Annotated in this window: 23 protein-coding genes; 8 read left to right on the forward strand and 15 right to left on the reverse strand. The window is 59.4% G+C overall.

What is annotated here, in order from left to right; all coding sequences use genetic code 11:
• Positions 1-291: 291 nt before the first annotated feature.
• From mnmE to rpmH, 5 genes are all read right to left on the reverse strand, one after another.
• Positions 292-1,659, reverse strand: a complete 1,368-nt coding sequence (gene mnmE / locus ACZZ0Q_RS23235) for a tRNA uridine-5-carboxymethylaminomethyl(34) synthesis GTPase MnmE (RefSeq protein ID WP_463540609.1) — start codon at positions 1,657-1,659, stop codon at positions 292-294.
• Positions 1,660-1,763: 104 nt separating this feature from the next.
• Positions 1,764-3,506 carry a membrane protein insertase YidC gene (yidC, locus tag ACZZ0Q_RS23240; protein WP_463540608.1) on the reverse strand — a complete coding sequence of 581 codons (1,743 nt, stop codon included), beginning with the start codon at positions 3,504-3,506 and terminating at the stop codon, positions 1,764-1,766.
• Between the two features lie 2 nt (positions 3,507-3,508).
• The gene (gene yidD, locus ACZZ0Q_RS23245; protein ID WP_122449903.1) at positions 3,509-3,754 is read right to left on the reverse strand and encodes a membrane protein insertion efficiency factor YidD; all 246 of its coding nucleotides are present in this window, start codon (positions 3,752-3,754) and stop codon (positions 3,509-3,511) included.
• Positions 3,747-4,148, reverse strand: coding sequence for a ribonuclease P protein component (gene rnpA, locus ACZZ0Q_RS23250; RefSeq protein ID WP_205898598.1), 402 nt, complete (start codon positions 4,146-4,148; stop codon positions 3,747-3,749). Before rnpA ends, yidD begins: the two co-directional genes overlap by 8 nt.
• A 16-nt stretch (positions 4,149-4,164) precedes the next feature.
• Positions 4,165-4,299 (reverse strand): 50S ribosomal protein L34, encoded by a 135-nt coding sequence (gene rpmH / locus ACZZ0Q_RS23255; protein WP_002551315.1) that lies wholly within the window; start codon positions 4,297-4,299, stop codon positions 4,165-4,167.
• Between the two features lie 536 nt (positions 4,300-4,835).
• Here rpmH and dnaA point away from each other — a divergent pair.
• From dnaA to gyrB, 4 genes are read left to right on the forward strand one after another with little or no spacing between them, the layout of a single operon-like run.
• Complete coding sequence (gene dnaA, locus ACZZ0Q_RS23260) at positions 4,836-6,311, forward strand: chromosomal replication initiator protein DnaA (RefSeq protein ID WP_463540607.1); 1,476 nt, start codon at positions 4,836-4,838, stop codon at positions 6,309-6,311.
• 36 nt (positions 6,312-6,347) lie between these two features.
• On the forward strand, positions 6,348-7,451 hold the full coding sequence (gene dnaN / locus ACZZ0Q_RS23265; protein ID WP_463540606.1) for a DNA polymerase III subunit beta: 1,104 nt from the start codon (positions 6,348-6,350) through the stop codon (positions 7,449-7,451).
• A 16-nt stretch (positions 7,452-7,467) separates the two neighbouring features.
• On the forward strand, positions 7,468-8,571 hold the full coding sequence (gene recF / locus ACZZ0Q_RS23270; RefSeq protein ID WP_463560966.1) for a DNA replication/repair protein RecF: 1,104 nt from the start codon (positions 7,468-7,470) through the stop codon (positions 8,569-8,571).
• Between the two features lie 4 nt (positions 8,572-8,575).
• A complete protein-coding gene (gene gyrB, locus ACZZ0Q_RS23275) occupies positions 8,576-10,993 on the forward strand; it encodes a DNA topoisomerase (ATP-hydrolyzing) subunit B (RefSeq protein WP_463540605.1) in 2,418 nt (805 codons plus the stop codon).
• 99 nt (positions 10,994-11,092) lie between these two features.
• Here gyrB and phoA read toward each other — a convergent pair whose 3' ends face one another.
• The 5 genes from phoA to glyQ all read right to left on the reverse strand — a co-directional run bounded on the left by phoA (position 11,093) and on the right by glyQ (position 17,113).
• Entirely contained in the window at positions 11,093-12,538 is a 1,446-nt protein-coding gene (phoA, locus tag ACZZ0Q_RS23280; protein ID WP_463540604.1) for an alkaline phosphatase, read from the reverse strand.
• Positions 12,539-12,770: 232 nt separating this feature from the next.
• Positions 12,771-13,544: a lysophospholipid acyltransferase family protein gene (locus ACZZ0Q_RS23285; protein WP_463540603.1), complete on the reverse strand. Its 774-nt coding sequence runs from the start codon at positions 13,542-13,544 to the stop codon at positions 12,771-12,773.
• A 30-nt stretch (positions 13,545-13,574) separates the two neighbouring features.
• Positions 13,575-14,111, reverse strand: a complete 537-nt coding sequence (gene gmhB, locus ACZZ0Q_RS23290; RefSeq protein ID WP_463540602.1) for a D-glycero-beta-D-manno-heptose 1,7-bisphosphate 7-phosphatase — start codon at positions 14,109-14,111, stop codon at positions 13,575-13,577.
• A gap of 3 nt (positions 14,112-14,114) precedes the next feature.
• Positions 14,115-16,169 (reverse strand): glycine--tRNA ligase subunit beta, encoded by a 2,055-nt coding sequence (gene glyS / locus ACZZ0Q_RS23295; protein ID WP_463540601.1) that lies wholly within the window; start codon positions 16,167-16,169, stop codon positions 14,115-14,117.
• The gene (glyQ, locus tag ACZZ0Q_RS23300) at positions 16,166-17,113 is read right to left on the reverse strand and encodes a glycine--tRNA ligase subunit alpha (protein WP_108095231.1); all 948 of its coding nucleotides are present in this window, start codon (positions 17,111-17,113) and stop codon (positions 16,166-16,168) included. The genes glyS and glyQ overlap by 4 nt, the downstream gene beginning before the upstream one ends.
• 88 nt (positions 17,114-17,201) lie before the next feature.
• Between glyQ and ACZZ0Q_RS23305 the strand changes: the two genes are divergently transcribed.
• The 3 genes from ACZZ0Q_RS23305 (at position 17,202) to ACZZ0Q_RS23315 (ending at position 19,175) form a co-directional block, all read left to right on the forward strand.
• Positions 17,202-17,762, forward strand: coding sequence for a DNA-3-methyladenine glycosylase I (locus ACZZ0Q_RS23305; protein WP_463540600.1), 561 nt, complete (start codon positions 17,202-17,204; stop codon positions 17,760-17,762).
• Positions 17,763-17,926: 164 nt separating this feature from the next.
• A complete protein-coding gene (locus tag ACZZ0Q_RS23310; RefSeq protein WP_463540599.1) occupies positions 17,927-18,814 on the forward strand; it encodes a lysophospholipid acyltransferase in 888 nt (295 codons plus the stop codon).
• 94 nt (positions 18,815-18,908) lie between these two features.
• On the forward strand, positions 18,909-19,175 hold the full coding sequence (locus tag ACZZ0Q_RS23315) for a PilZ domain-containing protein (RefSeq protein WP_463540598.1): 267 nt from the start codon (positions 18,909-18,911) through the stop codon (positions 19,173-19,175).
• 13 nt (positions 19,176-19,188) lie between these two features.
• Here the strand turns inward: ACZZ0Q_RS23315 and ACZZ0Q_RS23320 are convergent, their stop codons facing one another.
• From ACZZ0Q_RS23320 to def, 5 genes are all read right to left on the reverse strand, one after another.
• Complete coding sequence (locus ACZZ0Q_RS23320; protein WP_463540597.1) at positions 19,189-19,509, reverse strand: hypothetical protein; 321 nt, start codon at positions 19,507-19,509, stop codon at positions 19,189-19,191.
• Positions 19,510-19,539: 30 nt separating this feature from the next.
• Positions 19,540-20,913, reverse strand: a complete 1,374-nt coding sequence (gene trkA, locus ACZZ0Q_RS23325) for a Trk system potassium transporter TrkA (protein WP_122492267.1) — start codon at positions 20,911-20,913, stop codon at positions 19,540-19,542.
• Positions 20,914-20,997: 84 nt separating this feature from the next.
• Positions 20,998-22,326 (reverse strand): 16S rRNA (cytosine(967)-C(5))-methyltransferase RsmB, encoded by a 1,329-nt coding sequence (gene rsmB, locus ACZZ0Q_RS23330; protein WP_463540596.1) that lies wholly within the window; start codon positions 22,324-22,326, stop codon positions 20,998-21,000.
• Complete coding sequence (fmt, locus tag ACZZ0Q_RS23335; RefSeq protein ID WP_463540595.1) at positions 22,323-23,273, reverse strand: methionyl-tRNA formyltransferase; 951 nt, start codon at positions 23,271-23,273, stop codon at positions 22,323-22,325. The genes rsmB and fmt overlap by 4 nt, the downstream gene beginning before the upstream one ends.
• Positions 23,274-23,336: 63 nt before the next feature.
• Positions 23,337-23,843, reverse strand: coding sequence for a peptide deformylase (gene def, locus ACZZ0Q_RS23340; protein ID WP_463540594.1), 507 nt, complete (start codon positions 23,841-23,843; stop codon positions 23,337-23,339).
• Positions 23,844-23,996: 153 nt separating this feature from the next.
• Here def and ACZZ0Q_RS23345 point away from each other — a divergent pair, with 153 nt between their 5' ends.
• Positions 23,997-25,022, forward strand: a complete 1,026-nt coding sequence (locus ACZZ0Q_RS23345; RefSeq protein ID WP_463540593.1) for a LysM peptidoglycan-binding domain-containing protein — start codon at positions 23,997-23,999, stop codon at positions 25,020-25,022.
• The last annotated feature ends 94 nt before the right edge of the window (positions 25,023-25,116 follow it).

Below are 25,116 nucleotides of genomic sequence, written 5' to 3' on the forward strand. Positions count from 1 at the left end.
TATGCATGTCTTTTCTGTGGATAGAACGCTACAGGCTAAGCACAGCGGCATGTACAGAATTGTATAAGGCTGTGGTCAGGTACGCCGGAGGGCTCTGGATAACGTCCTAGAACCTGTGGATGGAAGGGCATGTTGTGCACAGGTCACTTCATCCCCAGCTTTGCCCCCTGCTTATCGACCGGGCTTAAGGGCGGTTATGCACAGGGTTTAATGAGCTGTGGTTAACCCTGCGGGCATAAAAAAGCCCTGTCTACGTGGGTACGTGAACAGGGCCGGTTGAGACCGCCAGGGTTATTTGCCGATGCAGAAGCTGGAAAAGATCCGTCCCAACAAGTCGTCGGAACTGAACGCGCCGGTGATTTCTCCTAATGCCTGTTGCGCAATGCGCAAGTCTTCGGCCAGCAACTCACCGGCGCCGGCCAGGGTCAGCTGGGCGTAACCGTGCTCCAGTGATTGGCTGGCATGGTCCAGGGCTTCAAGGTGACGGCGCCGGGCGCTAAAGCTGCTCTCAGCGGTCTGCTCGTAGCCCATGCACGCTTTGAGATGATCGCGCAGCAGCTCCAGGCCTTCTGCCGAGCGCGCGGACAGGTTGATGGTGACATGGCCGTCCTCGCTGACCTCAAGGCCGAACGCGTCGCCCGACAGGTCGGTTTTGTTGCGGATTAACGTGACCTTGGCAGGTTCAGGCCGGGTGCTGAGAAATTCTGGCCATAGGGCAAACGGGTCTGCCGCTTCCACCGAAGTGGCGTCTACCACCAGTAACACGCGGTCTGCTTCGCCAATGGCCTTAAGGGCGCGCTCTACGCCGATCTTTTCCACCTGGTCGTCAGTGTCGCGCAGGCCTGCAGTGTCGACGACATGCAGCGGCATACCGTCGATGTGGATATGTTCGCGCAGTACATCGCGGGTGGTGCCGGCAATTTCCGTGACGATGGCCGCCTCGCGGCCGGCCAGGGCGTTGAGCAGGCTGGACTTACCCGCGTTCGGCCGGCCGGCGATCACCACTGTCATGCCGTCGCGCAGTAGCGCGCCCTGATTGGCCTCACGCTGGACCGCAGTCAAATCGGTACGCACCTCGTTGAGCATGCTCAGTACATGGCCGTCGGCCAGAAAGTCGATTTCTTCTTCCGGGAAGTCGATGGCAGCTTCCACATAAATACGCAGCGCAATCAGGCGCTCGGTCAGACCGTGAACGCGACGTGAGAACTCGCCCTGTAGGGAGCGTAGGGCGTTGCGCGCCGCTTGCTCGGAGCTGGCTTCAATCAGGTCAGCAATGGCTTCTGCCTGAGCCAGATCAAGCTTGTCGTTGAGAAAGGCGCGCTCGCTGAATTCACCGGGTCTGGCCAGACGGGCGCCCAGTTGGAGGCAGCGGCGCAGGAGCAAATCCAGCACCACGGGACCGCCATGTCCCTGAAGCTCGAGCACATCTTCGCCGGTAAAGGAGTTGGGTCCGGGAAAGTACAAGGCCAGCCCTTCATCCAGCACCTGATCCTGTTCGCCATGGAATGGCCCGTAATGGGCATAGCGTGGCTTTAGGGTGCGTTGGGCGATGGCTTCGGCAATGGCCTGAGCACGTGGGCCGGAAACGCGGACGATACCCACGCCAGCGCGGCCCTGGGCAGTGGCAACGGCTGCAATGGTTTCTCGGGCAGTGTTCATGGCGCGGTTCTCATGATTGAGCCCTCATGGCCCGGGGGCAGATAGCAAAACGCCCCGCCACGTATTGCTCGGGCGGGGCGCTGTTTCAGCGTAGCAAGCCAGACTTAGGCGTTGGCCGTCTTGGCTGCGGCTTCGATCTTGCGGGTGATGTACCACTGCTGCGCGATGGACAGGCAGTTGTTGACGACCCAGTACAGCACCAGACCAGCCGGGAACCACAGGAAGAAGAAGGTGAAGATGATCGGCATCATTTTCATCACCTTGGCCTGCATCGGATCTGGCGGCGCGGGGTTTAGCTGCTGCTGGATGAACATGGTGGCGCCCATGATCAGCGGCAGAATAAAGAACGGGTCTTTGATCGACAGGTCGGTGATCCAGAACATCCAAGGCGCCTGGCGCATCTCGACGCTTTCCAGCAGCACCCAATACAAGGCAAGGAAGACCGGCATCTGCACCAGAATCGGCAAGCAGCCGCCCAGTGGATTGATCTTCTCTTTCTTGTACAGCTCCATCATGGCCTGCGACATTTTCTGCCGGTCATCGCCATGCTGTTCTTTCAATGCAGCCAGTTTCGGGGCCACGGCGCGCATGCGTGCCATCGACTTGTAGCTGGCAGCGGAGAGCGGGAAAAACAGGCCTTTGATCAGCATCGTCAGCACGATGATCGACCAGCCCCAGTTACCCAGGATGGTATGGATATGTTGCAGCAGCCAGAAAATCGGCTGAGCGATAAACCACAGAATGCCGTAGTCGACCGTCAGTTCCAGACCGGGTGCGAGCGAGCCCAGGTGTTTCTGGATTTTCGGGCCGGCGTAGAGAATTGCCGACACTTCGCCTTTACTGCCCGGCGCTACGGTCACGCTTGGCGTGGTGAAGCCAACAATGTAGCGGCCTTGGGTGTCTTTACGGGTCTGCACACTGTTGTCGGTGTCCTGGCTTGGAATCCAGGCGGTGACGAAGTAGTGCTGCAACCAGGCTACCCAGCCGCCTTTGACTGTTTCTTTAGCCGGCGCCTTGTCGATGTCTTTCATCGACACTTTCTTGTACGCCGTGTCGTGCGTGGCCATGGCCGCGCCGAGGTAAGTGGCGGTGCTGGTGGCGGCGGTTTTCGACGGGTCATCGCTGTTGTCGCGTTTGAGCTGTGCATACATGTTGCCAGCCCAGGCTTCAGCGCTCTGGTTGTCGATCAGGTAACGCACATCAACCTGGTAGGACGACGGATCGACGCAACCTGGTTTTTTAAGCTCTTGTTCTTTGACCGAGCACTCCGGGTTCAAGCCGCGTTTGAAGCTGAAGCGCTTGATGTAGTTCACGCCGCCTTGGCTATAGGTCAGATCAACCGTCAGGCTGTTCTGGCCGTCAGCAAGCTGGTAGCTCTTCTGGGCGCTCTGCCATACGGCACGGCCACTTGCCGAATCCGGTGCGTTGGCGCCAATCAGGCCGCTCTGGGCCAGGTAGGTGCGCTCGTTGCCGTTGTCGAACAACTGGAACGGCACATCCGGGCGATCCTGACGACGCGGGTATTGCGGCAGCGTCAGTTGAACGATGTCGCCACCACTTGGATCGATGGCCAGTTCGAGCACGTCAGTTTTAACGCGGATCAGGTCTTTGCTCGCCTGAGGGGCGGCGGCAACGGCTTCCGGTTGGCTGGACGGCGCGCTTGGAACGTCGCTGTTGGCCGTGTTGTTAGCAGCAGGAACGTCGGGAAGCGCAGCAGTGTTGCTGGTCGCAGCGGCTGTGTTCGCAGTCGGCAAGGACGTTTGTCCGTAGTCTTCGTTCCACTTGAGAACCATGACGTAGGACACGATTGCGAGCGCGGCGATCAGGATCGAGCGTTTAATATCCATGATTACTCGGCCATCGAAGGGGGTCGGGAAATGGGAGCGCCTGGAACCGGATCGTAACCGCCGGGATTCCACGGGTGACAACGGCCAAGCCGACGTAGGGTCAGCCAGCCACCGCGCATGAAGCCATGGTGTTCAATGGCTTCATACGCGTAGCAGGAACAGCTGGGATAGAAACGACAGTGACTGGCCATCAAAGGGCTGATGGCGTAGCGATAAACCTGAATGGACGCGAGGGCCAGTTTACGCATGGGGACTGTCGGTAACCCCTGATTGCGGGACAGCTTCCGGGCTCGGCTTGCTGCGTGCCAAGCGTTTCCAGAGTTTGCCGAACTGGTTTGCCAATTCAGTGTTCTCCAGATCACCTAGGCCTTTACGCGCGACAACCACGATATCCCAGCCCACCAGATTGTCCTGGTTGAGGCGGAATGAATCGCGGATGACGCGTTTGAGGCGGTTGCGTTCAACAGAGAGCTTGACGCTCTTCTTACCGATGACCAGACCCAGGCGGGGATGATCAAGATCGTTGTTGCGCGCTAGAAGCAGGACGTTTTTACCCGGAACCTTACCGCTGGGGGAGTCGAAGACTGTCTTGAATTGTCGAGGGGTTAGCAGGCGCTTTTCCCGACTGAAGTCTTGACTCACCACCGATGCCGAATTATCAGACGGCCAGACGCTTACGGCCTTTGGCACGACGACGGGACAGAACGGCACGGCCGTTCTTGGTAGCCATACGGGCACGGAAACCGTGGGTGCGAGCGCGCTTGATAGTGCTGGGTTGGAAAGTGCGTTTCATGGTGCGTTACCTGGGTGGTCGACAACGGGCCGGAATGGCCCCCGTTTTAAGAGACCGGCGATTCTAGAGAAACCAGGCGGTCAGGTCAATTTCCAACCAGCATTTCTCTTATGGAAAGCGTGTAGATAAAGAATATTAAGAAAGAGAGATTTAAATCTTTTTTAAAATGTTAACTACTCTTAGCAGCGCCGATTCTGTGGATAAGTCGCTGCACGTGCCGCAGCGTATGGGTTGCAGCGATTGATAACTCTGTCTAGAAAGGGTGTGTAGCCTGTACCAGAGCTGCGCATAAGCTGGGGATGGAACAGGTTTTTATCCACAGCCCGGTTATCCACGTGGTTTACCCCTGCCTTGTCCCCCGAGCTCAGGACTAGTTATCCACAGACTTTCGGCAGCCGTCGTTTCGGTCCTAAAAAGCGAGTAACGCATTGATTTTGCGCGTCGAAAAAAATCGTCTCGTGTGGATAAGTAGGCGGTGGTGCGGGTACAATGCCCGCTGTTTTGGGCGTTGCAGCCTATTTGGCTAGGGGATGTTTGTGTCGGTGGAACTTTGGCAGCAATGTGTAGAGCTTCTACGCGATGAGCTGCCGGCCCAGCAATTCAATACATGGATTCGTCCACTGCAGGTTGAAGCCTCCAGCGATGAATTGCGCGTGTTCGCACCTAACCGGTTTGTGCTGGATTGGGTGAATGAAAAATACATGGGCCGTCTGTTGGAGCTGCTGAATGAACGCAGCGAAGGCATGGCGCCAGCGATCTCCTTATTAATAGGCAGCAAACGCGCTGCCGTTGCGCGTACACCGATTCCGTCCCCTGCTCCTTCCCAGCCTGTCAGCGCGACGGTTGCCGCACCGGTGCGGGAAGAGGCCATGGCGGCGGTTGTCAGCAATGAGCCGTCTCGCGCGAGTTTCGACCCCATGGCCGGCGCCAGCTCGCAGACGGCCCCGGTGCGCAATGAACGCTCCGTTCAGGTTGAAGGTGCGCTCAAGCACACCAGTTATCTCAACCGCACCTTTACCTTCGAGAATTTCGTTGAAGGTAAGTCCAACCAGCTGGCACGCGCTGCAGCCTGGCAGGTCGCGGACAACCCCAAGCATGGTTACAACCCGTTGTTCCTTTACGGTGGCGTTGGCTTGGGTAAAACGCACTTGATGCATGCGGTGGGCAACCACTTATTAAAGAAGAACCCCAACGCCAAAGTGGTGTACCTGCATTCCGAGCGCTTCGTAGCCGACATGGTGAAAGCGCTGCAGCTGAACGCCATCAATGAGTTCAAACGGTTTTACCGTTCCGTCGACGCGTTGCTAATCGATGACATCCAGTTCTTCGCGAAAAAAGAGCGCTCACAGGAAGAATTCTTCCACACCTTCAACGCGCTTCTGGAAGGCGGCCAGCAGGTGATTCTCACCAGTGACCGTTACCCTAAAGAGATTGAAGGGCTGGAAGAGCGCTTGAAGTCGCGCTTTGGTTGGGGCCTGACGGTCGCGGTTGAACCGCCGGAGTTGGAAACGCGCGTCGCCATTCTGATGAAGAAGGCAGACCAGGCCAAAGTCGACCTGCCGCACGATGCAGCCTTCTTTATTGCGCAGCGTATACGCTCTAACGTCCGTGAACTCGAAGGTGCGCTGAAACGTGTGATCGCCCACGCCCACTTCATGGGCCGCGATATCACCATCGAGCTGATTCGCGAGTCGTTGAAGGACTTGTTAGCGCTGCAAGACAAGCTGGTCAGCGTCGACAACATTCAGCGCACCGTCGCTGAGTACTACAAGATCAAGATCTCCGATCTGCTCTCCAAGCGGCGCTCCCGTTCCGTGGCGCGTCCTCGGCAAGTGGCTATGGCGTTGTCCAAAGAATTGACCAACCATAGCCTGCCGGAAATCGGCGACGCGTTCGGCGGTCGTGATCACACCACGGTATTGCACGCTTGCCGTAAGATTGCTGAACTTAGGGAATCCGACGCGGACATCCGCGAGGACTACAAGAATCTGCTGCGCACGCTGACCACCTGACCTATTACGCAGCCCACGAGGCAAAGGGACTAGACCATGCATTTCACTATTCAACGCGAAGCTCTGTTGAAACCGTTGCAACTGGTCGCTGGCGTGGTTGAACGCCGGCAGACACTGCCGGTGCTGTCTAACGTGTTGCTGGTTGTTGAAGGCCAGCAGCTGTCGCTGACCGGTACGGATCTTGAGGTTGAGCTGGTCGGCCGTGTGACCTTGGAAGAGCCGGCAGAATCGGGCGAGATCACCGTTCCAGCGCGCAAGCTGATGGATATCTGCAAAAGCCTGCCGAACGATGCGTTGATCGATATCCGCGTCGACGAAACCAAGCTGGTGGTCAAGGCCGGTCGTAGCCGCTTCACGCTTTCCACCCTGCCCGCTAATGACTTCCCGACGGTGGAAGAAGGCCCGGGCTCGTTCACCTTCACGCTTATTCAAAGCAAGCTGCGTCGCCTGATTGAACGCACCAGTTTCGCCATGGCTCAGCAAGACGTGCGTTACTACCTGAACGGCATGTTGATCGAAGTGCAAACCGGTGTGTTGCGCGCCGTGGCTACCGATGGCCACCGTCTGGCGATGTGCTCGATGGAAGCCGGTATCGAACAGGCTGACCGTCATCAAGTGATCGTGCCGCGCAAAGGCATCCTCGAGCTGGCGCGTCTGCTCACCGAGCAAGACGGCACTGTCGATATCGTGCTGGGCCAGCACCACATCCGCGCCACCACCGGCGAGTTCACCTTCACCTCCAAGCTGGTAGACGGCAAATTCCCTGACTACGAACGCGTTCTGCCCAAGGGCGGCGACAAACTGGTACTGGGTGACCGCCAAGCGCTGCGTGAAGCGTTTAGCCGTACGGCCATTCTGTCCAACGAGAAGTACCGTGGTATTCGTCTGCAACTGGCTAACGGCCTGTTGAAAATCCAGGCGAACAACCCGGAGCAGGAAGAAGCGGAAGAAGAAGTGGCCGTTGATTACAACGGCGGTTCGCTGGAAATCGGCTTTAACGTCAGCTATTTGCTCGACGTATTGGGCGTGATGACCACTGAACAGGTTCGTTTGATTCTGTCGGATTCAAACAGCAGCGCGCTGGTTCAGGAATCGGACAACGACGATTCGGCTTACGTTGTTATGCCGATGCGCCTCTGACCTGAATCGAATCTAGATGTCCCTCAGCCGCGTTACAGTCACCGCGGTGCGCAACCTGCACCCGGTGACTCTCTCCCCCTCCCCCCGCATTAACATCCTTTCCGGCGCAAACGGCAGCGGTAAAACCAGCCTGCTCGAAGCTATCCACTTGCTTGGTTTGGCGCGCTCATTTCGCAGCGCTCGTCTGCTGCCCGTTATTCAGTACGAACAGGAAGCGTACACGGTGTTTGGCCAAGTCGATTTGGCCGAAGGCGGTTCCAGCAACCTCGGTGTTTCACGTGATCGCCAGGGTGAATTCCAAATTCGGATTGATGGCCAGAATGCACGCAGCGCGGCTCAGCTTGCTGAAGCGTTGCCGTTGCAACTTATCAACCCGGACAGTTTTCGTTTGCTTGAGGGCGCTCCGAAAATACGTCGTCAGTTTTTGGATTGGGGAGTGTTCCACGTGGAACCTCGCTTTATGCCCGCGTGGCAGAGGCTCCAGAAGGCCCTCCGGCAGCGAAACTCGTGGCTGCGGCATGGTACACTTGACGCCGCTTCGCAGGCGGCCTGGGACCGCGAGCTGTGTCTCGCAGGCGACGAAATTGATAGCTATCGACGCAACTACATCCAGGCTTTGAAGCCGGTATTCGAGGAAGTGCTTGTAGAGCTTGTAGAGCTTGAAGGACTGACACTCAGCTATTACCGAGGTTGGGACAAAGACCGGGATCTGCAAACGGTGCTCAGCTCCACGCTGCAGCGCGACCAGCAACTCGGCCACACCCAGGCGGGACCCCAGCGAGCCGACTTACGTTTGCGCTTAGGCGCTCACAACGCGGCTGAAATTCTGTCGCGAGGCCAACAGAAGTTAGTGGTGTGTGCCTTGCGCATTGCCCAAGGGCACTTAGTTAGTCAGGCACGACGCGGCCAATGTATTTACCTGGTGGATGACTTGCCGTCTGAGTTGGACGAGCAGCACCGAAACGCGTTGTGCCGTTTATTAGAAGATTTGAACTGCCAGGTATTTATCACCTGTGTAGACCATGAATTGTTGCGGGGTAGCTGGCGCACGGATACGCCAGTCGCCATGTTCCACGTGGAACATGGCCGTATCACCCAGACCCACGACCATCGGGAGTGAAGGCATGAGCGAAAATCAAACGTACGATTCGTCCAGCATTAAAGTGCTGAAAGGCTTGGACGCCGTACGCAAGCGGCCCGGTATGTACATCGGCGACACCGATGACGGCAGCGGCCTGCACCATATGGTTTTTGAGGTGGTCGACAACTCCATCGACGAAGCACTCGCCGGGCATTGCGACGACATCAGCATCATCATCCACCCAGACGAATCCATCACCGTTCGCGACAACGGCCGTGGCATTCCGGTGGACGTGCATAAAGAAGAAGGCGTATCGGCGGCCGAAGTCATCATGACGGTGCTGCACGCTGGCGGTAAGTTCGACGACAACTCGTACAAGGTTTCCGGGGGCCTGCACGGCGTGGGTGTTTCCGTTGTAAACGCCCTCTCCGAGCTGCTGCTGTTGACCGTTCGCCGTAGCGGCAAAGTATGGGAGCAAACCTACGTGCACGGCGTGCCACAGGCACCCATGCGCACCGTGGGCGACACCGATAAAACCGGTACCGAGATTCACTTCAAGCCGTCGGCTGAAACCTTCCAAAACATCCACTTCAGCTGGGACATTCTCGCCAAGCGTCTGCGCGAATTGTCGTTTCTGAACTCTGGTGTCGGCATCGTTCTCAAGGACGAGCGCAGTGGCAAGGAAGAGTTGTTCAAGTACGAGGGTGGTCTGCGCGCGTTTGTTGAGTACTTGAATACCAACAAAACTCCGGTCAACCAGGTGTTCCATTTCAACGTTCAGCGTGACGATGGCGTCGGTGTGGAAGTGGCGTTGCAGTGGAACGACAGCTTTAACGAAAACCTGCTGTGCTTCACCAACAACATTCCGCAGCGCGACGGTGGTACCCACCTTGCCGGTTTCCGCTCGGCATTGACGCGTAACCTGAATGCTTATATCGAGCAGGAGGGCTTAGCCAAGAAGCACAAAATCGCCACCACCGGTGACGATGCCCGCGAAGGCCTGACAGCGATCATTTCGGTAAAAGTGCCGGATCCGAAATTCAGCTCGCAGACCAAAGACAAGCTCGTTTCCTCCGAAGTGAAAACCGCGGTCGAGCAGGAAATGGGCAAGTACTTCTCCGACTTCCTGCTGGAAAACCCCAACGAAGCCAAAGCCGTGGTCGGCAAAATGATCGACGCCGCGCGCGCCCGTGAAGCCGCCCGTAAGGCGCGGGAAATGACCCGTCGCAAAGGCGCGTTGGACATCGCCGGCCTGCCCGGCAAGTTGGCGGACTGCCAAGAGAAAGACCCTGCCCTTTCCGAACTGTACCTAGTGGAAGGGGACTCTGCTGGCGGCTCCGCCAAGCAGGGACGTAACCGCAAGACTCAAGCGATTTTGCCCCTCAAAGGCAAGATCCTGAACGTGGAACGTGCGCGTTTTGACCGCATGATTTCGTCGCAGGAAGTCGGCACGCTGATCACCGCCCTCGGGTGCGGTATCGGTCGTGAGGAATACAACATCGACAAACTGCGCTACCACAACATCATCATCATGACGGACGCCGACGTCGACGGCTCGCACATCCGTACGCTGCTGCTGACCTTTTTCTTCCGTCAATTGCCGGAGTTGGTCGAGCGCGGCTACATCTATATCGCTCAGCCACCGCTGTACAAGGTGAAGAAAGGCAAGCAAGAGCAGTACATCAAGGACGACGAGGCCATGGAGGAATACATGACCCAGTCGGCCCTCGAAGATGCCAGCTTGCACGTTAACGAGAACGACCCAGGTATCGGCGGCGAGCCGCTGGAGCGTTTGGTTAACAACTACCGCATGGTGATGAAGACGCTCAAGCGCCTGTCGCGTATTTACCCGCAGGAGCTTACCGAGCATTTCGTTTATCTTCCGGCCGTGAGCCTGGACGATCTAGGCAGCCAGGCGGGCATGCAAGCCTGGCTCGAGAAGCTCAACGAGCGTCTGCGCACCATGGAAAAATCGGGTCTGGTTTACAAAACCAACCTGCGCGAAGACCAGGAACGTCACCTCTGGCTGCCAGAGGTCGAACTGATCTCCCATGGCGTTTCCAACTTCGTCACCTTCAACCGCGACTTCTTCGCCAGTAACGACTACAAAACCGTTACCTCGCTGGGCGAGCAGTTGAACAGCTTGTTGGAAGAAGGCGCCTACGTGAAACGTGGCGAACGTAAAAAGCCGGTCACCACCTTCAAAGAAGCGCTCAATTGGCTCCTTACCGAAAGCACCAAGCGCCATAGCATCCAGCGCTATAAAGGGCTGGGCGAAATGAACCCGGACCAACTGTGGGAAACCACAATGGACCCGGATGCGCGCCGCATGCTCAAGGTAACCATCGAAGACGCCATCAGCGCCGACCAGATCTTCAACACCCTGATGGGTGACGAAGTGGAACCGCGCCGCGAGTTCATCGAAGCCAACGCCTTGGCGGTGTCCAACCTGGATTTCTAAGCCCGGTTTTACGCCCCGCAAACAAAAACCCCAGCAGATCGCTGGGGTTTTTGTTTTACGAGCGTTAAACGGCCTTCCCTGGTGGTTTAAACGTGGGCGTTACTTCAAGCCCAGCGCGTTGCGCATGGTGAAGTATAAGTCGGTCTGGTCTGTCAGGCCGGTCACGTTTGCGGCGTGCGGACCGTAGGCGGCAACGCGCAGTTGTGTGCCGGTGTGTTCCTGCGACGAGCCTTCCGAGTTGCCGTAGCTGACAGCCATTACCGCGCCGTCTTTGGTGTTCAGCGCTTGGGTCAAGCCCGGTGCCGAGGTTTCCAGTGCCACGATCTGGCTGGAATGCGCATGGTCGGCGGTCACGATAACCAAGGTGTTGCCATCGGCTTTGGCGAATGCCAGAGCCATCTGAACCGCTTCATCGAGGTCGACGGTTTCGCCGATCTGACCGCACGGGTTGGCGGCGTGGTCTTGTTTGTCGATGGACGCACCTTCCACCTGCAGGAAGAAACCGTTGCGGTTGTCTTTGAGCAAGTCGATGGCTTTAACCGTCATTTCAGCCAGCGTCGGGGTGCTGGCGGTACGCGCGGCGTTCGGTTGGCAGGTCACTGGCGCTTGGGTCAGGTTGCCGTGGTAGGTGGCGGTTGGGCCGATCCAACGGGTTGGCATATTGCCTGGCGAGAACAAACCAATCACTGGCTGCTTCTGGTTAGCCACGCGAATTTTCTTCAGTTCAGCGGCATTGCTAACCAGCACGAAGCCACGGGCAGCGGCTTGGTCGCGCAGGGTTTTGCCGGACCATTTGCCCGCCTTGGCCACTTCAGCGAAGGTCGTGGCGCCACCACCCAAGGTGATGTCTGGGCGCACGTTCAGCAACTGCTCGGTGATGGAGCCCGCACCGCCCTTCTCCAGCGCGTTGCTAGGGCATTGAACCGAGGTCGCCACCGGGCCGTAGCACTTGCGGCCGGTCACGTGGGAAAACAACGCGGCTGGGGTGGCGTCTTGCAGTTCGGCGGTGGACACGTTGCCGGTGGCCATGCCGCGCAGTTTTGCCAGCTCCAGAATGGTTTGGTGTGGTTTCTCGTGGATGTCGACACCCAGGGCGCCGTTGTAGGTCTTCACCCCGGTGGACCAGGCGGTGGCCGAGGCCGCCGAGTCGGTCACGTAGTCCGGCTTGCCGGTGTCTTTGTGCAAGGCGTAGTGGGTGTACTGGCCGGTCAGCGGCAGCGCGTCGATGCCTTTGAAGTAGCCACCTGCGCCTTCGGCGTAGTTACGCGCCAGGGTGATTTCCGAGTCGCCCATCCCGTCGCCAATCAGCAGAATCACGTTTTTGGCTTTGCGGTCGGACAGCGAAGCTTTGATCGAATCAGTCAGGTCGCGGCCCACGCGGCGAGCGCCGGCGTACTCGGTAATGTCGCCACGGGCCTCACGGTTGTAGAGGCTCTTGCTGACTTTTTCTTTTTCGTCATGGTCATGGGCGGCGCTGACGCCAGAGAACGACAGCAAGGCAGCGGAAACGGCGAGGGACAAAGCCAGCGGTAAGGCGGTAGTCATCTGAAGAATCCTTATGCAGATGGGCAAAAGAGAATGTGCTTCTCGCGACTACTGCCAGCGGCGCTGGACCGACGAGAAAATTCAAGCAAACCGAGAGTAGGGATGCTTGATTAACGTCGCGTTACAGCGCGCGCAGCGAGTGGAAACTTATCCGGCGGGCCGTGTTTGTGGCGGGTCCGTAAATGCAAAAACCCCGGCGCGGTGGCCGGGGTTTTAACTGAAGCGAATCAAATTAGAGCTGTACCGGCGTCTCGGTCACCGGGTGGTCGCCATACAGCGCGCCCATATCCCGTTGCGCCTGCTCCACCCAGGCGAAGGAGCGATCATTCAGCGCGGCAATGGCGCGCGGCCCGGTGCCTTCGGCGTGCATCACCGGGCCGATCACTACCTGAATCGTTCCGGCCTTTTTGCCCCAGCCCTGTTTCGGCCAAAACTCGCCGGCGTTGTGGGCAATGGGCAGCACCGGCAGGTTCGCGTTGACGGCCAACGCGGCACCGCCACGGGAGAACTTGCCGATCTGACCCGCCGGAACGCGCGTGCCTTCCGGGAAAATCAGCACCCAAATATTCTGCTGCAAGCGCTCATGGCCCTGCTTGGCCAACTCTTTGAGTGCAGCTTTCGGGTTGTTACGGTCAATGGCGATGGGCTTAAGCATGGCCATGGCCCAGCCAAAAAACGGGACGTACAGCAGCTCGCGTTTGAGCACCTGGCTCAGCGGCGCGAAGTAGCACGAGAGGAAAAAGGTTTCCCAGGTGCTTTGGTGTTTGGAGAGGATCACGCAGGGCTGCGTAGGCACGTTCTCGGCGCCGTGTACCTCATAGCGAATGCCAAGCATCACTTCGGTGAGCTTCACGGCGAAGCGGCACCAGTTAACGTTGATAAAGCGGTAGCGGGCTTCAAACGATTGGAACGGGGCGACGAAGAAACTCAGGGTGCACCAGAGCAAGGCGCTGCCGCCGAGGAGGATATAGAAGAGGAAGATTCTGATGGCCAGCACGATCGACATTTAGCGTTATCCGTCGCGGGCAATCCCCGCCTATTGGGTGTGGAGTAACTGCGCGGCAACCGCCGCCAAATCGTCAAATATCAACGTCCCTTTCGGCAGCTCGCTGCCCAAGGTTCTTTCGCCTTTGCCGGTCTTCACCAGAACAGGCTGACAATCGACGGCCAGCGCGGCGTCCAGGTCACCTCGACTGTCGCCGACAAACCACACGCCTGCAAGATCTGTGTGGTAATGCGCAGCGATAGTTCGAAGCATGCCGGGTTTGGGCTTGCGGCAATCACAACCGTCGTGCGGCCCATGTGGACAGTGCACCACCAGCCCCAGTTCACCGCCCTGCTCGGCCACCAGCTCACGCAACCGCGCATGCATGGAATCGAGCACCGCTTCTGAGTAATAACCGCGCGCCAGGCCAGACTGGTTAGTGGCCACTGCCACCGTCCAGCCGGCCATGCTCAGTTGTGCGATGGCCTCGACGGCGCCGGGGAGCGGAATCCACTCCTCCAGCGTTTTGATGTAGGCGTCGGAGTCGTGATTGATCACCCCATCGCGGTCGAGTATCAGCAACTTCACGGTTTACCCCAGCAGCGAGATGTCGGCGACGCCCAAGAACAGGCTGCGCAGTTTGGCCAACAGGGCGTAGCGGTTGGCACGTACCGACGGGTCTTCGGCGTTGACCATAACGGCCGCAAAAAACGCGTCCACCGGGTCACGCAGCGCCGCCAATTGTGCCAGCGCCTCGCTGTACAAACGGGCCTGGGCCAGCGGTTGCACGGCGTGGTCCGCTTGCTGAATCGCGGCATACAGCGAGAACTCGCTGGGAGAATCGAAGTAGTGCGCTTCGATGCCCGCCGCGACGTTGCCCTCGGCCTTGCTCAACAGGTTGGACACGCGCTTGTTGGCCGCGGCCAAGGCTTCGGCTTCCGGCAGTTTGCGGAAGGCCTGCACCGCTTGTACGCGCTGGTCGAAGTCCAGCGGCGACACCGGCGCCACCGCACGCACGGCCTGGTACACCGCCACTTCCACGCCTTCGTCTTCATAACGGGCGCGCAGACGATCGAAGATGAAGTCTTGCACCTGAGCGGCGAGGCCGGCTGGTTTCACCTTCGTACCGAATTGCTCGATGGCGAAGCCGATGGTGGCGACCAGATCGAGGTCGAGTTTCTTCTCGATCAGGATGCGCAAAATACCCAGCGCGGCACGACGCAAGGCATAGGGGTCTTTGCTGCCGGTGGGCAACATGCCGATGCCGAAAATGCCGACGAGTGTATCGAGCTTGTCGGCGATGGCCACTGCCGCGCCGGTCAGCGTGGTCGGCAACTCGGCGCCGGCACCGCGCGGCATGTACTGCTCGTTCAGCGCCAGGGCAACGTCCTGCGGCTCGCCGTCATTCAGCGCGTAGTAGTAGCCAGCGATACCCTGCATTTCCGGGAATTCACCGACCATTTCCGTGGCCAGGTCGCATTTGCTCAGCAGGCCCGCGCGGGCAGCCCAGCGGCTGTCGCCACCAATGCGTGCGGCAATAAATGCAGCCAGCAGGGATACGCGTTCGGCCTTGTCGAACACCGAACCCAGCTGCGCCTGGAACACGACATTGGCGAGGCGCGCGTTGAAGGTGTCGAGCTTCTGCTTTTTGTCTTGCTTGAAGAAGAACTCGGCGTCGGTCAGGCGTGGGCGAACCACTTTCTCGTTGCCGGAGATGATCTGTGCCGGGTCTTTGCTTTCGACGTTGGCCACGGTGATAAAGCGCGGCAGCAAGAGGCCATTGGCGTCCAGCAGGCAGAAGTACTTCTGGTTGTCCTGCATGGTGGTGATCAAGGCTTCTTGCGGCACGGCCAGGAAGCGCTCTTCAAACGAGCAAACCAGCGGCACGGGCCATTCCACCAACGCGGTTACTTCGTCAAGCAACGCCGGCGGCACGATGGCGGTGCCCTGCTGCTCAGCGGCCAGCGTATCGACGCGCTTGCTGATCAGGCTGCGGCGCTCGGCGAAGTCAGCCAGCACGTACGCGCTGCGCAAGTCTTCCAGGTAACCGGCCGGCGAGCTGATGCGCACGCTTTCGGGGTGATGGAAGCGGTGACCGCGCGATTCGCGCCCAGCCTTTTGCGCCAGGATTTCGCAGTCCACCACGTCGTCACCAAACAGCATGACGAGCCATTGGGTTGGCCGTACGAACTCTTCTTTGCGCGCACCCCAACGCATACGTTTGGGAATCGGCAGGTCATTCAGCGAGGCGCTAACGATGCCGGCCAGCAGGCCCACGGCGGGTTGGCCAGGAATGCTTTGGCTGAATTTCAATTTCGGGCCGCTGCGATCAATGGCGGAAATATCCACGCCGCATTTTTTTGCGAAACCAAGGGCAGCCTGAGTGGGGTTGCCGTCAGCGTCGAAGGCGGCCTGAACGGGCGGGCCGTCCAGATTGACGCTGCGGTCCGGCTGCTGCTCGGCCAGTTGATCAATGATCACGGCCAGACGACGCGGCGCGGCATACACGCGGCTGCGGCTGTAGCTCAGGCCCGCACTTTTCAGACCTTTCTCGATGCCGGCCAGAAAGGCGTCACCGAGGGTTTTCAGGGCTTTGGGTGGCAGCTCTTCGGTGCCCAGTTCAACCAGAAAATCACGTGCACTCATTCTGCTGCCTCCAGCTTGGCCAATACTTCATCGCGCAGATCGGGCGCCGCCATCGGGAAGCCGAGACGGGCACGCGCTTGCAGGTAGCTCTGCGCTACCGAGCGGGCCAATGCCCGCACACGAAGGATGTATTGCTGACGGGCAGTCACCGAAATCGCGCGGCGGGCGTCGAGCAGGTTGAAGGTGTGCGAGGCCTTGAGCACCATTTCGTAGGTCGGCAGCGGCAGCTGCAACTCGATCAGGCGGTTGGCTTCGCTTTCATAGAAATCGAACAGCTCGAACAGTTTGTCGACGTTGGCGTGTTCGAAGTTGTAGGTGGACTGCTCCACCTCGTTCTGATGGAACACATCGCCGTAGGTAACCTTGCCGAATGGGCCGTCGGTCCACACCAGGTCGTAGACCGAGTCCACACCCTGCAGGTACATGGCCAGGCGCTCGAGACCGTAGGTAATCTCGCCGGTAACGGGGTAGCACTCAATGCCGCCTACTTGCTGGAAGTAGGTGAACTGGGTGACTTCCATGCCGTTGAGCCAGATTTCCCAGCCCAGACCCCAGGCGCCGAGGGTCGGCGATTCCCAGTTGTCTTCAACGAAACGAATGTCGTGCACCAGCGGGTCGAGGCCGATGCGTTTGAGCGAGCCGAGGTACAGCTCCTGGAAGTTGTCCGGGTTGGGTTTGAGCACTACCTGAAACTGGTAGTAGTGCTGCAAGCGGTTGGGGTTTTCGCCGTAGCGGCCATCACCGGGACGGCGGCTGGGTTGCACGTAGGCGGCGTTCCAGGTTTCCGGGCCGACGGCGCGCAGAAACGTGGCGGTGTGGAAGGTGCCGGCGCCGACTTCCATATCGTAAGGCTGAAGCACCACACAACCTTGCTCGGCCCAATACTGTTGCAGGGCAAGGATCAAGTCTTGGAAGGTGCGCACGGCAGGCGTAGGCTGGCTCACTAATTTCACCTGTACTGAGGGCGACAGAAAGGGCGGGAGTATACCCGATTCACCCTACAAACCACCCTTGCCCTCCCCTAGGAGCCCTATGCCACGCTGCTTCTGGTGCAATGAAGACCCTCTTTACATCACCTACCACGACCAGGAATGGGGGGTACCGCAACGCAATGCGCAGCAGCTGTTCGAGATGTTGCTGCTCGAAGGCTTTCAGGCGGGGCTGTCGTGGATCACCGTATTAAAGAAGCGCGAACGCTATCGCCAGGTGCTGTTTGGTTTCGATCCCCAGCGCCTCGCGCAACTGAGCGATGAAGAAATAGAAACGCTGATGCAAGACCCCGGCATCATCCGCAATCGCCTCAAACTCAAAGCTGCACGGCAAAACGCGGCGGCCTGGTTGCGGTTGCCCGATCCGGTTGGGCTGCTGTGGTCATTTGTCGGCGGCGTGCCCAAGGTCAACCACTTCCCTGGCCGCAGCCATGTGCCCGCCGTAACGCCGGAAGCCGAGGCCATGAGCAAGGCGCTGAAGAAAGCCGGCTTTACCTTTGTTGGGCCCACCATCTGCTACGCCTTTATGCAGGCCACCGGCATGGTCATGGACCACACCAAAGATTGCGACCGCTACGCCGAACTCACCGCACCCCATCCGTAGGAGCCAGCTTGCTGGCGAACCGTGTAACGCAGGGCTCCGCGGTTTGCAGGGCTTGCAGGGTTCGCCAGCAAGCTGGCTCCTACAGGTTGTGGAATTGCCGGGCCATAACCGAAGCGGCTCAAGGTGGTTACAATGCGCGCCTGTTCGAATTCGTGGAGTACATGGTGGAGAAGTTCAAAGGTGCGTTGATCGTGGGGTTTCTGCGCCTGTTCGCCTTGTTGCCTTGGCGTGCGGTGCAGGCCTTGGGCAACCTGATCGGCTGGTGCATGTGGCGCTTCCCCACCCGCTCGCGCGCTGTTGCCGATATCAATCTACGCAAGTGTTTTCCCGAGCTGGACGCCGCTGCCCATGACCGCTTGCTACGCAAAGCGCTGATGGACATTGGCAAAACCCTGACCGAAAGTGCCTGCGCGTGGGTTTGGCCGGCGGAAAAATCGCTGAAACTGGTGCGTGAAGTTGAAGGCTTGCACGTGCTTGAGGCGGCGCTGGCGTCGGGCAAAGGCGTGGTGGGCATCACCAGTCACCTCGGCAACTGGGAAGTGCTCAATCACTTCTATTGCAACCAGTGCAAACCCATCATTTTCTACCGTCCGCCGAAGCTCAAAGCGGTCGACGATTTGCTGCGCAAGCAGCGCGTGCAGCTGGGCAACCGCGTGGCGCCGTCGACCAAAGAAGGCATTCTCAGCGTCATCAAAGAAGTTCGCAGAGGCGGCGCGGTGGGCATTCCTGCCGACCCCGAGCCGAGTTTGTCCGCTGGCTTGTTCGTGCCATTTTGCGCAATCGAAGCGCTCACCAGCAAATTCGTTCCCGGCATGCTCGCCGGCGGTAAGGCGGTCGGCGTGTTCCTGCATGCGCTGCGCCTGGACGACGGGTCGGGCTACAAAGTGATTCTCGAAGCCGCACCCGAAGGCATGTACAGCGAAGACACCCGCGAGGCGGTCGCTGCTATGAGTCAGGTGGTCGAGCGTTATGTGCGCGCTTACCCAAGCCAGTACATGTGGACGATGAAGCGCTTCAAGAAACGCCCCGAAGGCGAAGAGCGCTGGTACTAACCGGCCAATTGAGCGCTGCGAAGCGCTCGCCACACTAGGCGAGCGCAGCAATTTGCGTTATTAACAGGGACCGTTGACCAGGAAGCCGGGCCCTATGTCCAACCAGCGACAATCGCCACGCACCTCACTGAAGTGCCGGATCAAAATCAGCCACCCGAGCTTCGGTGAGCTGCTCGCCCAAACCCGCGATCTTTCAGATGGCGGCGTATTCGTTAAACATGACGAACTCACCCACCTTGTGCTCGGCGACGTCGTCACCGGGCAGGTGCAAGACCTGCCCATCGAAGCGCCCGTGTTGCAGATGGAAGTGATGCGTGTGAATGGCGATGGAGTGGGGCTGCGGTTTATTCGCGAAGACTGAGACCTAGGGCCGTTTATTCCGAACCTTGCGCCTTATCCAGTTTTCGCACGAACACGGTCATTTCCTTTTCTGCCTGCTTATCGCCGTGCGCCTGCGCGGCGGCAATGCCGTGCTCCCACGCCGCACGCGCTGCCGCCGCGTCGCCCAAGCCCGACTGGGCTTTGCCCAACAGCTTCCACGCCGCCGAATACTTCGGGTCGAATTCTACGCAGCGTTGCAGGTGCTCGGCTGCCTTGGCATTGTCGTTGAGGTCCAGATAACCCTTACCGAGACCAAAGCGCAGCAAGGCATTGTCGATGCCTTTGCCGAGCATTTTTTCCAGAGATTCGAGCACAGGCGCCTCGGCTTATTGGCAGTCGAGCAATCAGAAGAACGTCAGGCCAACCTGGAACAGCCGCTCGACGTCGCGAATATATTTCTTGTCCACCAAAAACAGAATCACGTGATCGCCCGACTCGATCACCGTCGCGTCGTGGGCGATCAGCACTTCCTCGTCGCGCACCAGAGCGCCAATCGTGGTGCCCGGCGGTAAGGCGATATCGCGAATGGCCTTGCCGATCACCTTGCTGGATTTCGAATCGCCATGGGCAATGGCCTCGATGGCCTCCGCTGCACCGCGGCGCAACGAATGCACGCTGACGATATCGCCACGGCGCACGTGCGCCAACAAGGTACCGATGGTGGCGAGCTGCGGGCTGATGGCGATATCAATCTCGCCGCCCTGCACCAGATCGACGTACGCCGGGTTGTTAATCAGCGTCATCACCTTGCGTGCGCCCAGGCGCTTGGCCAACAGCGAAGACATGATGTTGGCTTCGTCATCGTTGGTCAGCGACAGGAAGATGTCGGCGTCGCTGATGTTTTCTTCCACTAATAGGTCGCGGTCCGAGGCGCTGCCCTGCAGCACGATTGTGCTGTCCAGCGTCTCGGACAGATACCGGCAGCGCGCCGGGTTCATCTCGATGATTTTGACTTGGTAGCGGCTTTCAATCGCCTCGGCCAGGCGTTCGCCAATGTGGCCGCCGCCAGCGATCACGATACGTTTGTTGTTGTCTTCCAGCCGCCGCATTTCGCTCATGACCGCGCGGATGTGAGCCTTGGCGGCAATGAAGAACACTTCGTCATCCGCTTCGATCACGGTATCGCCGCGCGGCAGAATCGGCCGGTCACGCCGGAAAATGGCGGCCACGCGGGTGTCGACGTTGGGCATGTGCTCGCGCAATTGGCGCAATTGCTGGCCCACCAGCGGTCCGCCGTAATACGCCTTCACGGCCACCAGTTGCGCTTTGCCCCCGGCGAAGTCGATGACTTGCAGGGCACCTGGGTGCTCGATCAAGCGTTTGATGTAGTTGGTGACCACCTGCTCGGGACTGATCAATACGTCGACGGGAATGGCGTCGTTATCGAACAGGCCGGAGCGCGTCAGATATGCCGCTTCGCGCACGCGGGCGATCTTGGTCGGGGTGTGGAACAGCGTGTACGCCACCTGGCAGGCGACCATATTCACTTCGTCGCTGTTGGTCACGGCCACTAGCATGTCGGCATCGTCGGCACCGGCCTGGCGCAGCACGGTGGGGAACGAACCTTTGCCTTGAATGGTGCGGATATCCAGACGGTCGCCCAGGTCGCGCAGGCGGTCGCCGTCGGTGTCGATCACGGTGATGTCGTTGTGTTCGCTGGCCAGGTGTTCAGCCAGCGTGCCGCCTACCTGACCGGCGCCGAGAATAATGATCTTCATCCGTGTGCGTTCCTAAAGCGGCAGATAGCCAAGCGAAAACGGCCTCGAAAATAGCAGACCTGCGCCGCGCCTGCACAGGCAGGGCTAGGCCCGTGGCGCGGCAGCGATCTTAATGAGTTTGGCGTAATAGAAGCCGTCGTGACCGCCCTCTTGCGCGAGCAGTTGGCGGCCGTGGGGCTGCTTCAACCCGGGTGGCGGGTTACCGAGCTGCCCGGCAATGTCGAGCTCCCGAGCGCCGGGTGTGCGCGCCAAAAAGGCACCGACCACTTCGGTATTCTCTGTGGGCAATGTCGAGCAGGTGGCGTAGACGAGTACACCGCCCACTTCAAGCGTGGGCCACAAGGCATCGAGCAGTTCGCCTTGCAGCGCGGCGAGCGCGGGAATGTCGTCGGCTTGGCGGGTCAGCTTGATGTCGGGATGGCGGCGGATAACGCCGGTGGCCGAGCACGGCGCGTCGAGCAAGATGCGCTGGAACGGTTTGCCGTCCCACCAGGCGTCGGTCTGCCGCGCGTCGGCGGCTATCAATTCTGCACTCAGGCCAAGGCGCGCGAGGTTTTCTTTCACGCGCACCAGGCGCTTGGCTTCCAGATCAATCGCCACCACGCCGGCCAAGGCAGGCTCGGCTTCCAGCAGGTGACAGGTTTTGCCGCCCGGCGCGCAGCACGCATCGAGCACGCGCTGGTCGGGCGCCAGGTCGAGCAAATCGGCCGCCAATTGCGCGGCTTCGTCTTGCACGCTGACGCGGCCTTCAGCGAAGCCCGGCAACGTGGTGACGTCGCACGCCTCGGCCAACACCACGCCGTCGCGGCTGAACGAACAGGCGCTGGCTTCGAAGCCCACGCGTTTAAGCTCGCCGAGATAGTCATCGCGGCTGCCGAGTCGGCGGTTTACCCGCAGGATTAAGGGCGGATGGGCATTGTTGGCCGCGCAGATCGCTTCCCACTGCTCGGGCCAAAACGCCTTCAAGGCTTTTTGTAGCCAACGCGGGTGGGCGGTTCGCGCCATGGGGTCGTGGTCAAGCTCCGGCAGCAGCGCCTCGTATTCGCGCTGGGCGCGACGCAGCACGGCATTGAGCAAGCCTTTGGCCCAGGGTTTTTTCAGTTTTTCGGCGGCGCCAACGGTTTCGCCGATAGCGGCGTGCGCGGGGATGCGCGTGTAGAGCAGTTGATACAGACCGACCAGCAACAGCGCTTCCACATCGCGGTCGGCCGATTTGAACGGCTTTTCCAGCAGGCGCTCAGCCAGTGCGCTGAGACGCGGCTGCCAGCGGGCGGTGCCAAAGGCTAAGTCTTGAGTCAGGCCTTTATCGCGTAACTCCACCTTGTCCAATTGCTTAGGCAACGAGCTGTTCAGTGACGCTTTGCCAGACAGCACGGTGGCCAGCGCATTGGCTGCCGCCAGACGCGGATTCATGCGCCCGCCCCCAGCACGGAACCCGAGGCAAATTGCTCGCGACGGCTGTTAAACAGGTCGGAGAAATTCAGCGCTTTGCCGCCCGGCAATTGCAGGCGGGTCAGTCGAAGTGCGTCGGTACCGCAAGCAACGACTAAACCGTCGCGGCTGGCGTGAAGGATTTCTCCGGGCGCGCCGTGGCCTTCGACCGGCTGTGCGGCTAGCACTTTCAGCGTTTCGCCGTTAAGTGTGCTGTGGCAGATCGGCCAAGGATTGAAGGCGCGCACCAGACGTTCCAATTCGTCGGCGGGGCGACTCCAGTCCAGACGGGCTTCATCTTTGTTGAGCTTGTGGGCGTAGGTGGCCAGTTCATTGTTCTGAACTTCGCCCTGTAAGGTTCCGGCAGCCAGACCGGCAATCGCCTCCAATACCGCGGGTGGGCCCAGCTCAGCGAGGCGGTCGTGCAGGCTGCCGCCAGTGTCGTCGGCGCTGATGGCGGTGGTTACTTTGAGCAGCATGGGGCCTGTATCCAGGCCTGCTTCCATCTGCATAACAGTCACGCCGCTTTCCGCGTCGCCGGCTTGCACGGCGCGCTGGATCGGCGCGGCACCGCGCCAGCGCGGCAGCAGCGAGGCGTGACTATTAATGCAACCCAGGCGCGGCGTATCGAGCACCACTTGCGGCAGGATCAGGCCATAGGCGACCACCACCATCAGGTCAGCATTCAGCGCGGCCAACTCGGCTTGGGCGGCGGCGTCGCGCAGCGTTGGCGGCTGCATCACAGGAATATTGTGTTCCAGGGCCAACTGCTTGACCGGGCTGGGCATGAGCTTCTGGCCACGGCCGGCCGGCCGATCCGGCTGGGTGTAAACCGCCACAATCTCGTGCTGGCTGGCGAGCAGGGCTTTGAGGTGTTCGGCGGCGAATTCGGGCGTGCCGGCGAAGACGAGGCGCAGTGCTTGGCTCATGGGGGCTCACTTCAAAACGTGGAAAAGAAAAAGGCTTGCCGGAGCAAGCCTTTGATCGGCGTTTCAAGCCTGCTGGCGGTGCTGCTTTTCCAGCTTCTTCTTGATCCGGTCGCGCTTGAGCGTAGACAGGTAATCAACGAAGAGCTTGCCGTTGAGGTGGTCGCACTCGTGTTGAATGCACACGGCGAGCAGGCCCTCAGCGATCAGTTCAAAGGGCTCACCATCGCGGTCCAGCGCTTTGATTTTGACCTTCTGCGGGCGGTCGACGTTTTCGTAGAAACCGGGCACCGAGAGGCAGCCCTCTTGGTATTGGTCCATTTCTTCGGTCAGCGATTCGAACTCGGGATTGATGAAAACCCGCGGCTCGTTTTTCTCTTCGCTGAGGTCCATGACCACCACGCGTTTATGCACGTTGACCTGCGTGGCGGCCAAACCAATACCCGGCGCGTCGTACATGGTCTCAAACATGTCGTCGATCAACTGACGCAGGGCGTCGTCAACCACGTCTACGGGCTTGGCGATGGTACGCAGGCGCGGGTCGGGAAACTCGAGGATGTTTAGGATTGCCATATGCGTTGTGTGATGCACTTGTGGAATAAAGTCAAAATCCGCTGCTAATATGCTGAGCAGCTTTGAAAAACGGCTTCAGGCCGCGGCTTCCGAGGGTTTCGGAGCAGCCCTTGGGCGTTCTACGTGAAGACACATAATAAAGGGATTCACCGCATGAGGAAATCACTACTCGCCCTGCTACTCCTAGCCGCCTCTGGCTTGGCTCAGGCCGAAGTGCAGCTCAAGGAAGGTCATCCGGACCGCTACACCGTGGTCAAGGGCGATACCCTCTGGGATATTTCCGGGAAGTTCCTCAGTGAACCGTGGAAGTGGCCAGAAATTTGGCACGCTAACCCACAAGTTGAAAACCCCCATCTGATCTATCCAGGCGATCAACTGAGCCTAACGTACGTTGACGGCCAGCCGCGTCTGACCCTTAACCGTGGCGCGTCGCGTGGCACCATCAAGCTGTCGCCGCAAGTTCGCAGCACGCCGATGGCGCAAGCGATCCCGACCATTCCGCTGGAAGCTATCAACAGCTTCCTGCTGAAAAACCGCATCGTGAACAGCGACGAAGATTTCACCAAAGCCAACTACGTGGTTGCCGGTACGGCTGAGCGCGTGGTCAGCGGCGCGGGCGATCGCGTTTATGCGCGCGGCACCTTTGATGAACAGCACCCGGTTTACGGCATCTTCCGCCAAGGCCGCACCTATACCGATCCCGACACCAAGGAATTCCTCGGCATCAACGCCGACGACGTCGGTGCCGGCCAGGTGATTGCTGAGGAAGACGGCGTTGCCACGCTGACCCTGAGCCGCACCACTCAGGAAGTGCGTAACGGTGACCGCCTGTTCCCCACCGAAGAGCGTCCGGTCAACTCCACCTTTATGCCAAGCGCGCCGACCAACGAGATTCGCGGTCTGATTCTCGATGTTCCACGTGGCGTGTCGCAGATTGGCCAGTTCGACGTCGTTACCCTGAACAAGGGCAAGCGCGACGGTTTGGTCGAAGGCAACGTGTTGGCCGTGTACAAAACCGGTGAAACCGTGCGCGACCGTGTTACCGGCGAACAGGTGAAAATCCCCGACGAGCGCGCCGGTCTGTTGATGGTGTTCCACACCTACGACAAGCTCAGCTACGGCCTGGTGCTACAAGCCACGAGGCAGCTCGAAACGATGGACAAGGTACGAAATCCGTAACACTCAAAACCCCCGCGAAAGCGGGGGTTTTTGTTTTTGGGGTCTTGTAGGAAACGACCCGTAATTAACACCTTTTTCGATCAAGGATGATCCG

Source organism: Pseudomonas sp. AC070, assembly GCF_979258635.1.

Excerpts from the sequence above, each read along its gene's own strand:
- trkA (WP_122492267.1), bottom strand. The coding sequence starts at position 20,913 with ATGAAGATCATTATTCTCGGCGCCGGTCAGGTAGGCGGCACGCTGGCT.
- ACZZ0Q_RS23345 (WP_463540593.1), top strand. The coding sequence starts at position 23,997 with ATGAGGAAATCACTACTCGCCCTGCTACTCCTAGCCGCCTCTGGCTTG.
- ACZZ0Q_RS23315 (WP_463540598.1), top strand. The coding sequence starts at position 18,909 with ATGTCCAACCAGCGACAATCGCCACGCACCTCACTGAAGTGCCGGATC.
- yidD (WP_122449903.1), bottom strand. The coding sequence starts at position 3,754 with ATGCGTAAACTGGCCCTCGCGTCCATTCAGGTTTATCGCTACGCCATC.
- yidC (WP_463540608.1), bottom strand. The coding sequence starts at position 3,506 with ATGGATATTAAACGCTCGATCCTGATCGCCGCGCTCGCAATCGTGTCC.
- gyrB (WP_463540605.1), top strand. The coding sequence starts at position 8,576 with ATGAGCGAAAATCAAACGTACGATTCGTCCAGCATTAAAGTGCTGAAA.
- rsmB (WP_463540596.1), bottom strand. The coding sequence starts at position 22,326 with ATGAATCCGCGTCTGGCGGCAGCCAATGCGCTGGCCACCGTGCTGTCT.
- mnmE (WP_463540609.1), bottom strand. The coding sequence starts at position 1,659 with ATGAACACTGCCCGAGAAACCATTGCAGCCGTTGCCACTGCCCAGGGC.
- glyS (WP_463540601.1), bottom strand. The coding sequence starts at position 16,169 with ATGAGTGCACGTGATTTTCTGGTTGAACTGGGCACCGAAGAGCTGCCA.
- phoA (WP_463540604.1), bottom strand. The coding sequence starts at position 12,538 with ATGACTACCGCCTTACCGCTGGCTTTGTCCCTCGCCGTTTCCGCTGCC.
- ACZZ0Q_RS23305 (WP_463540600.1), top strand. The coding sequence starts at position 17,202 with ATGCCACGCTGCTTCTGGTGCAATGAAGACCCTCTTTACATCACCTAC.
- def (WP_463540594.1), bottom strand. The coding sequence starts at position 23,843 with ATGGCAATCCTAAACATCCTCGAGTTTCCCGACCCGCGCCTGCGTACC.
- dnaN (WP_463540606.1), top strand. The coding sequence starts at position 6,348 with ATGCATTTCACTATTCAACGCGAAGCTCTGTTGAAACCGTTGCAACTG.
- fmt (WP_463540595.1), bottom strand. The coding sequence starts at position 23,273 with ATGAGCCAAGCACTGCGCCTCGTCTTCGCCGGCACGCCCGAATTCGCC.
- rpmH (WP_002551315.1), bottom strand. The coding sequence starts at position 4,299 with ATGAAACGCACTTTCCAACCCAGCACTATCAAGCGCGCTCGCACCCAC.
- recF (WP_463560966.1), top strand. The coding sequence starts at position 7,468 with ATGTCCCTCAGCCGCGTTACAGTCACCGCGGTGCGCAACCTGCACCCG.
- ACZZ0Q_RS23285 (WP_463540603.1), bottom strand. The coding sequence starts at position 13,544 with ATGTCGATCGTGCTGGCCATCAGAATCTTCCTCTTCTATATCCTCCTC.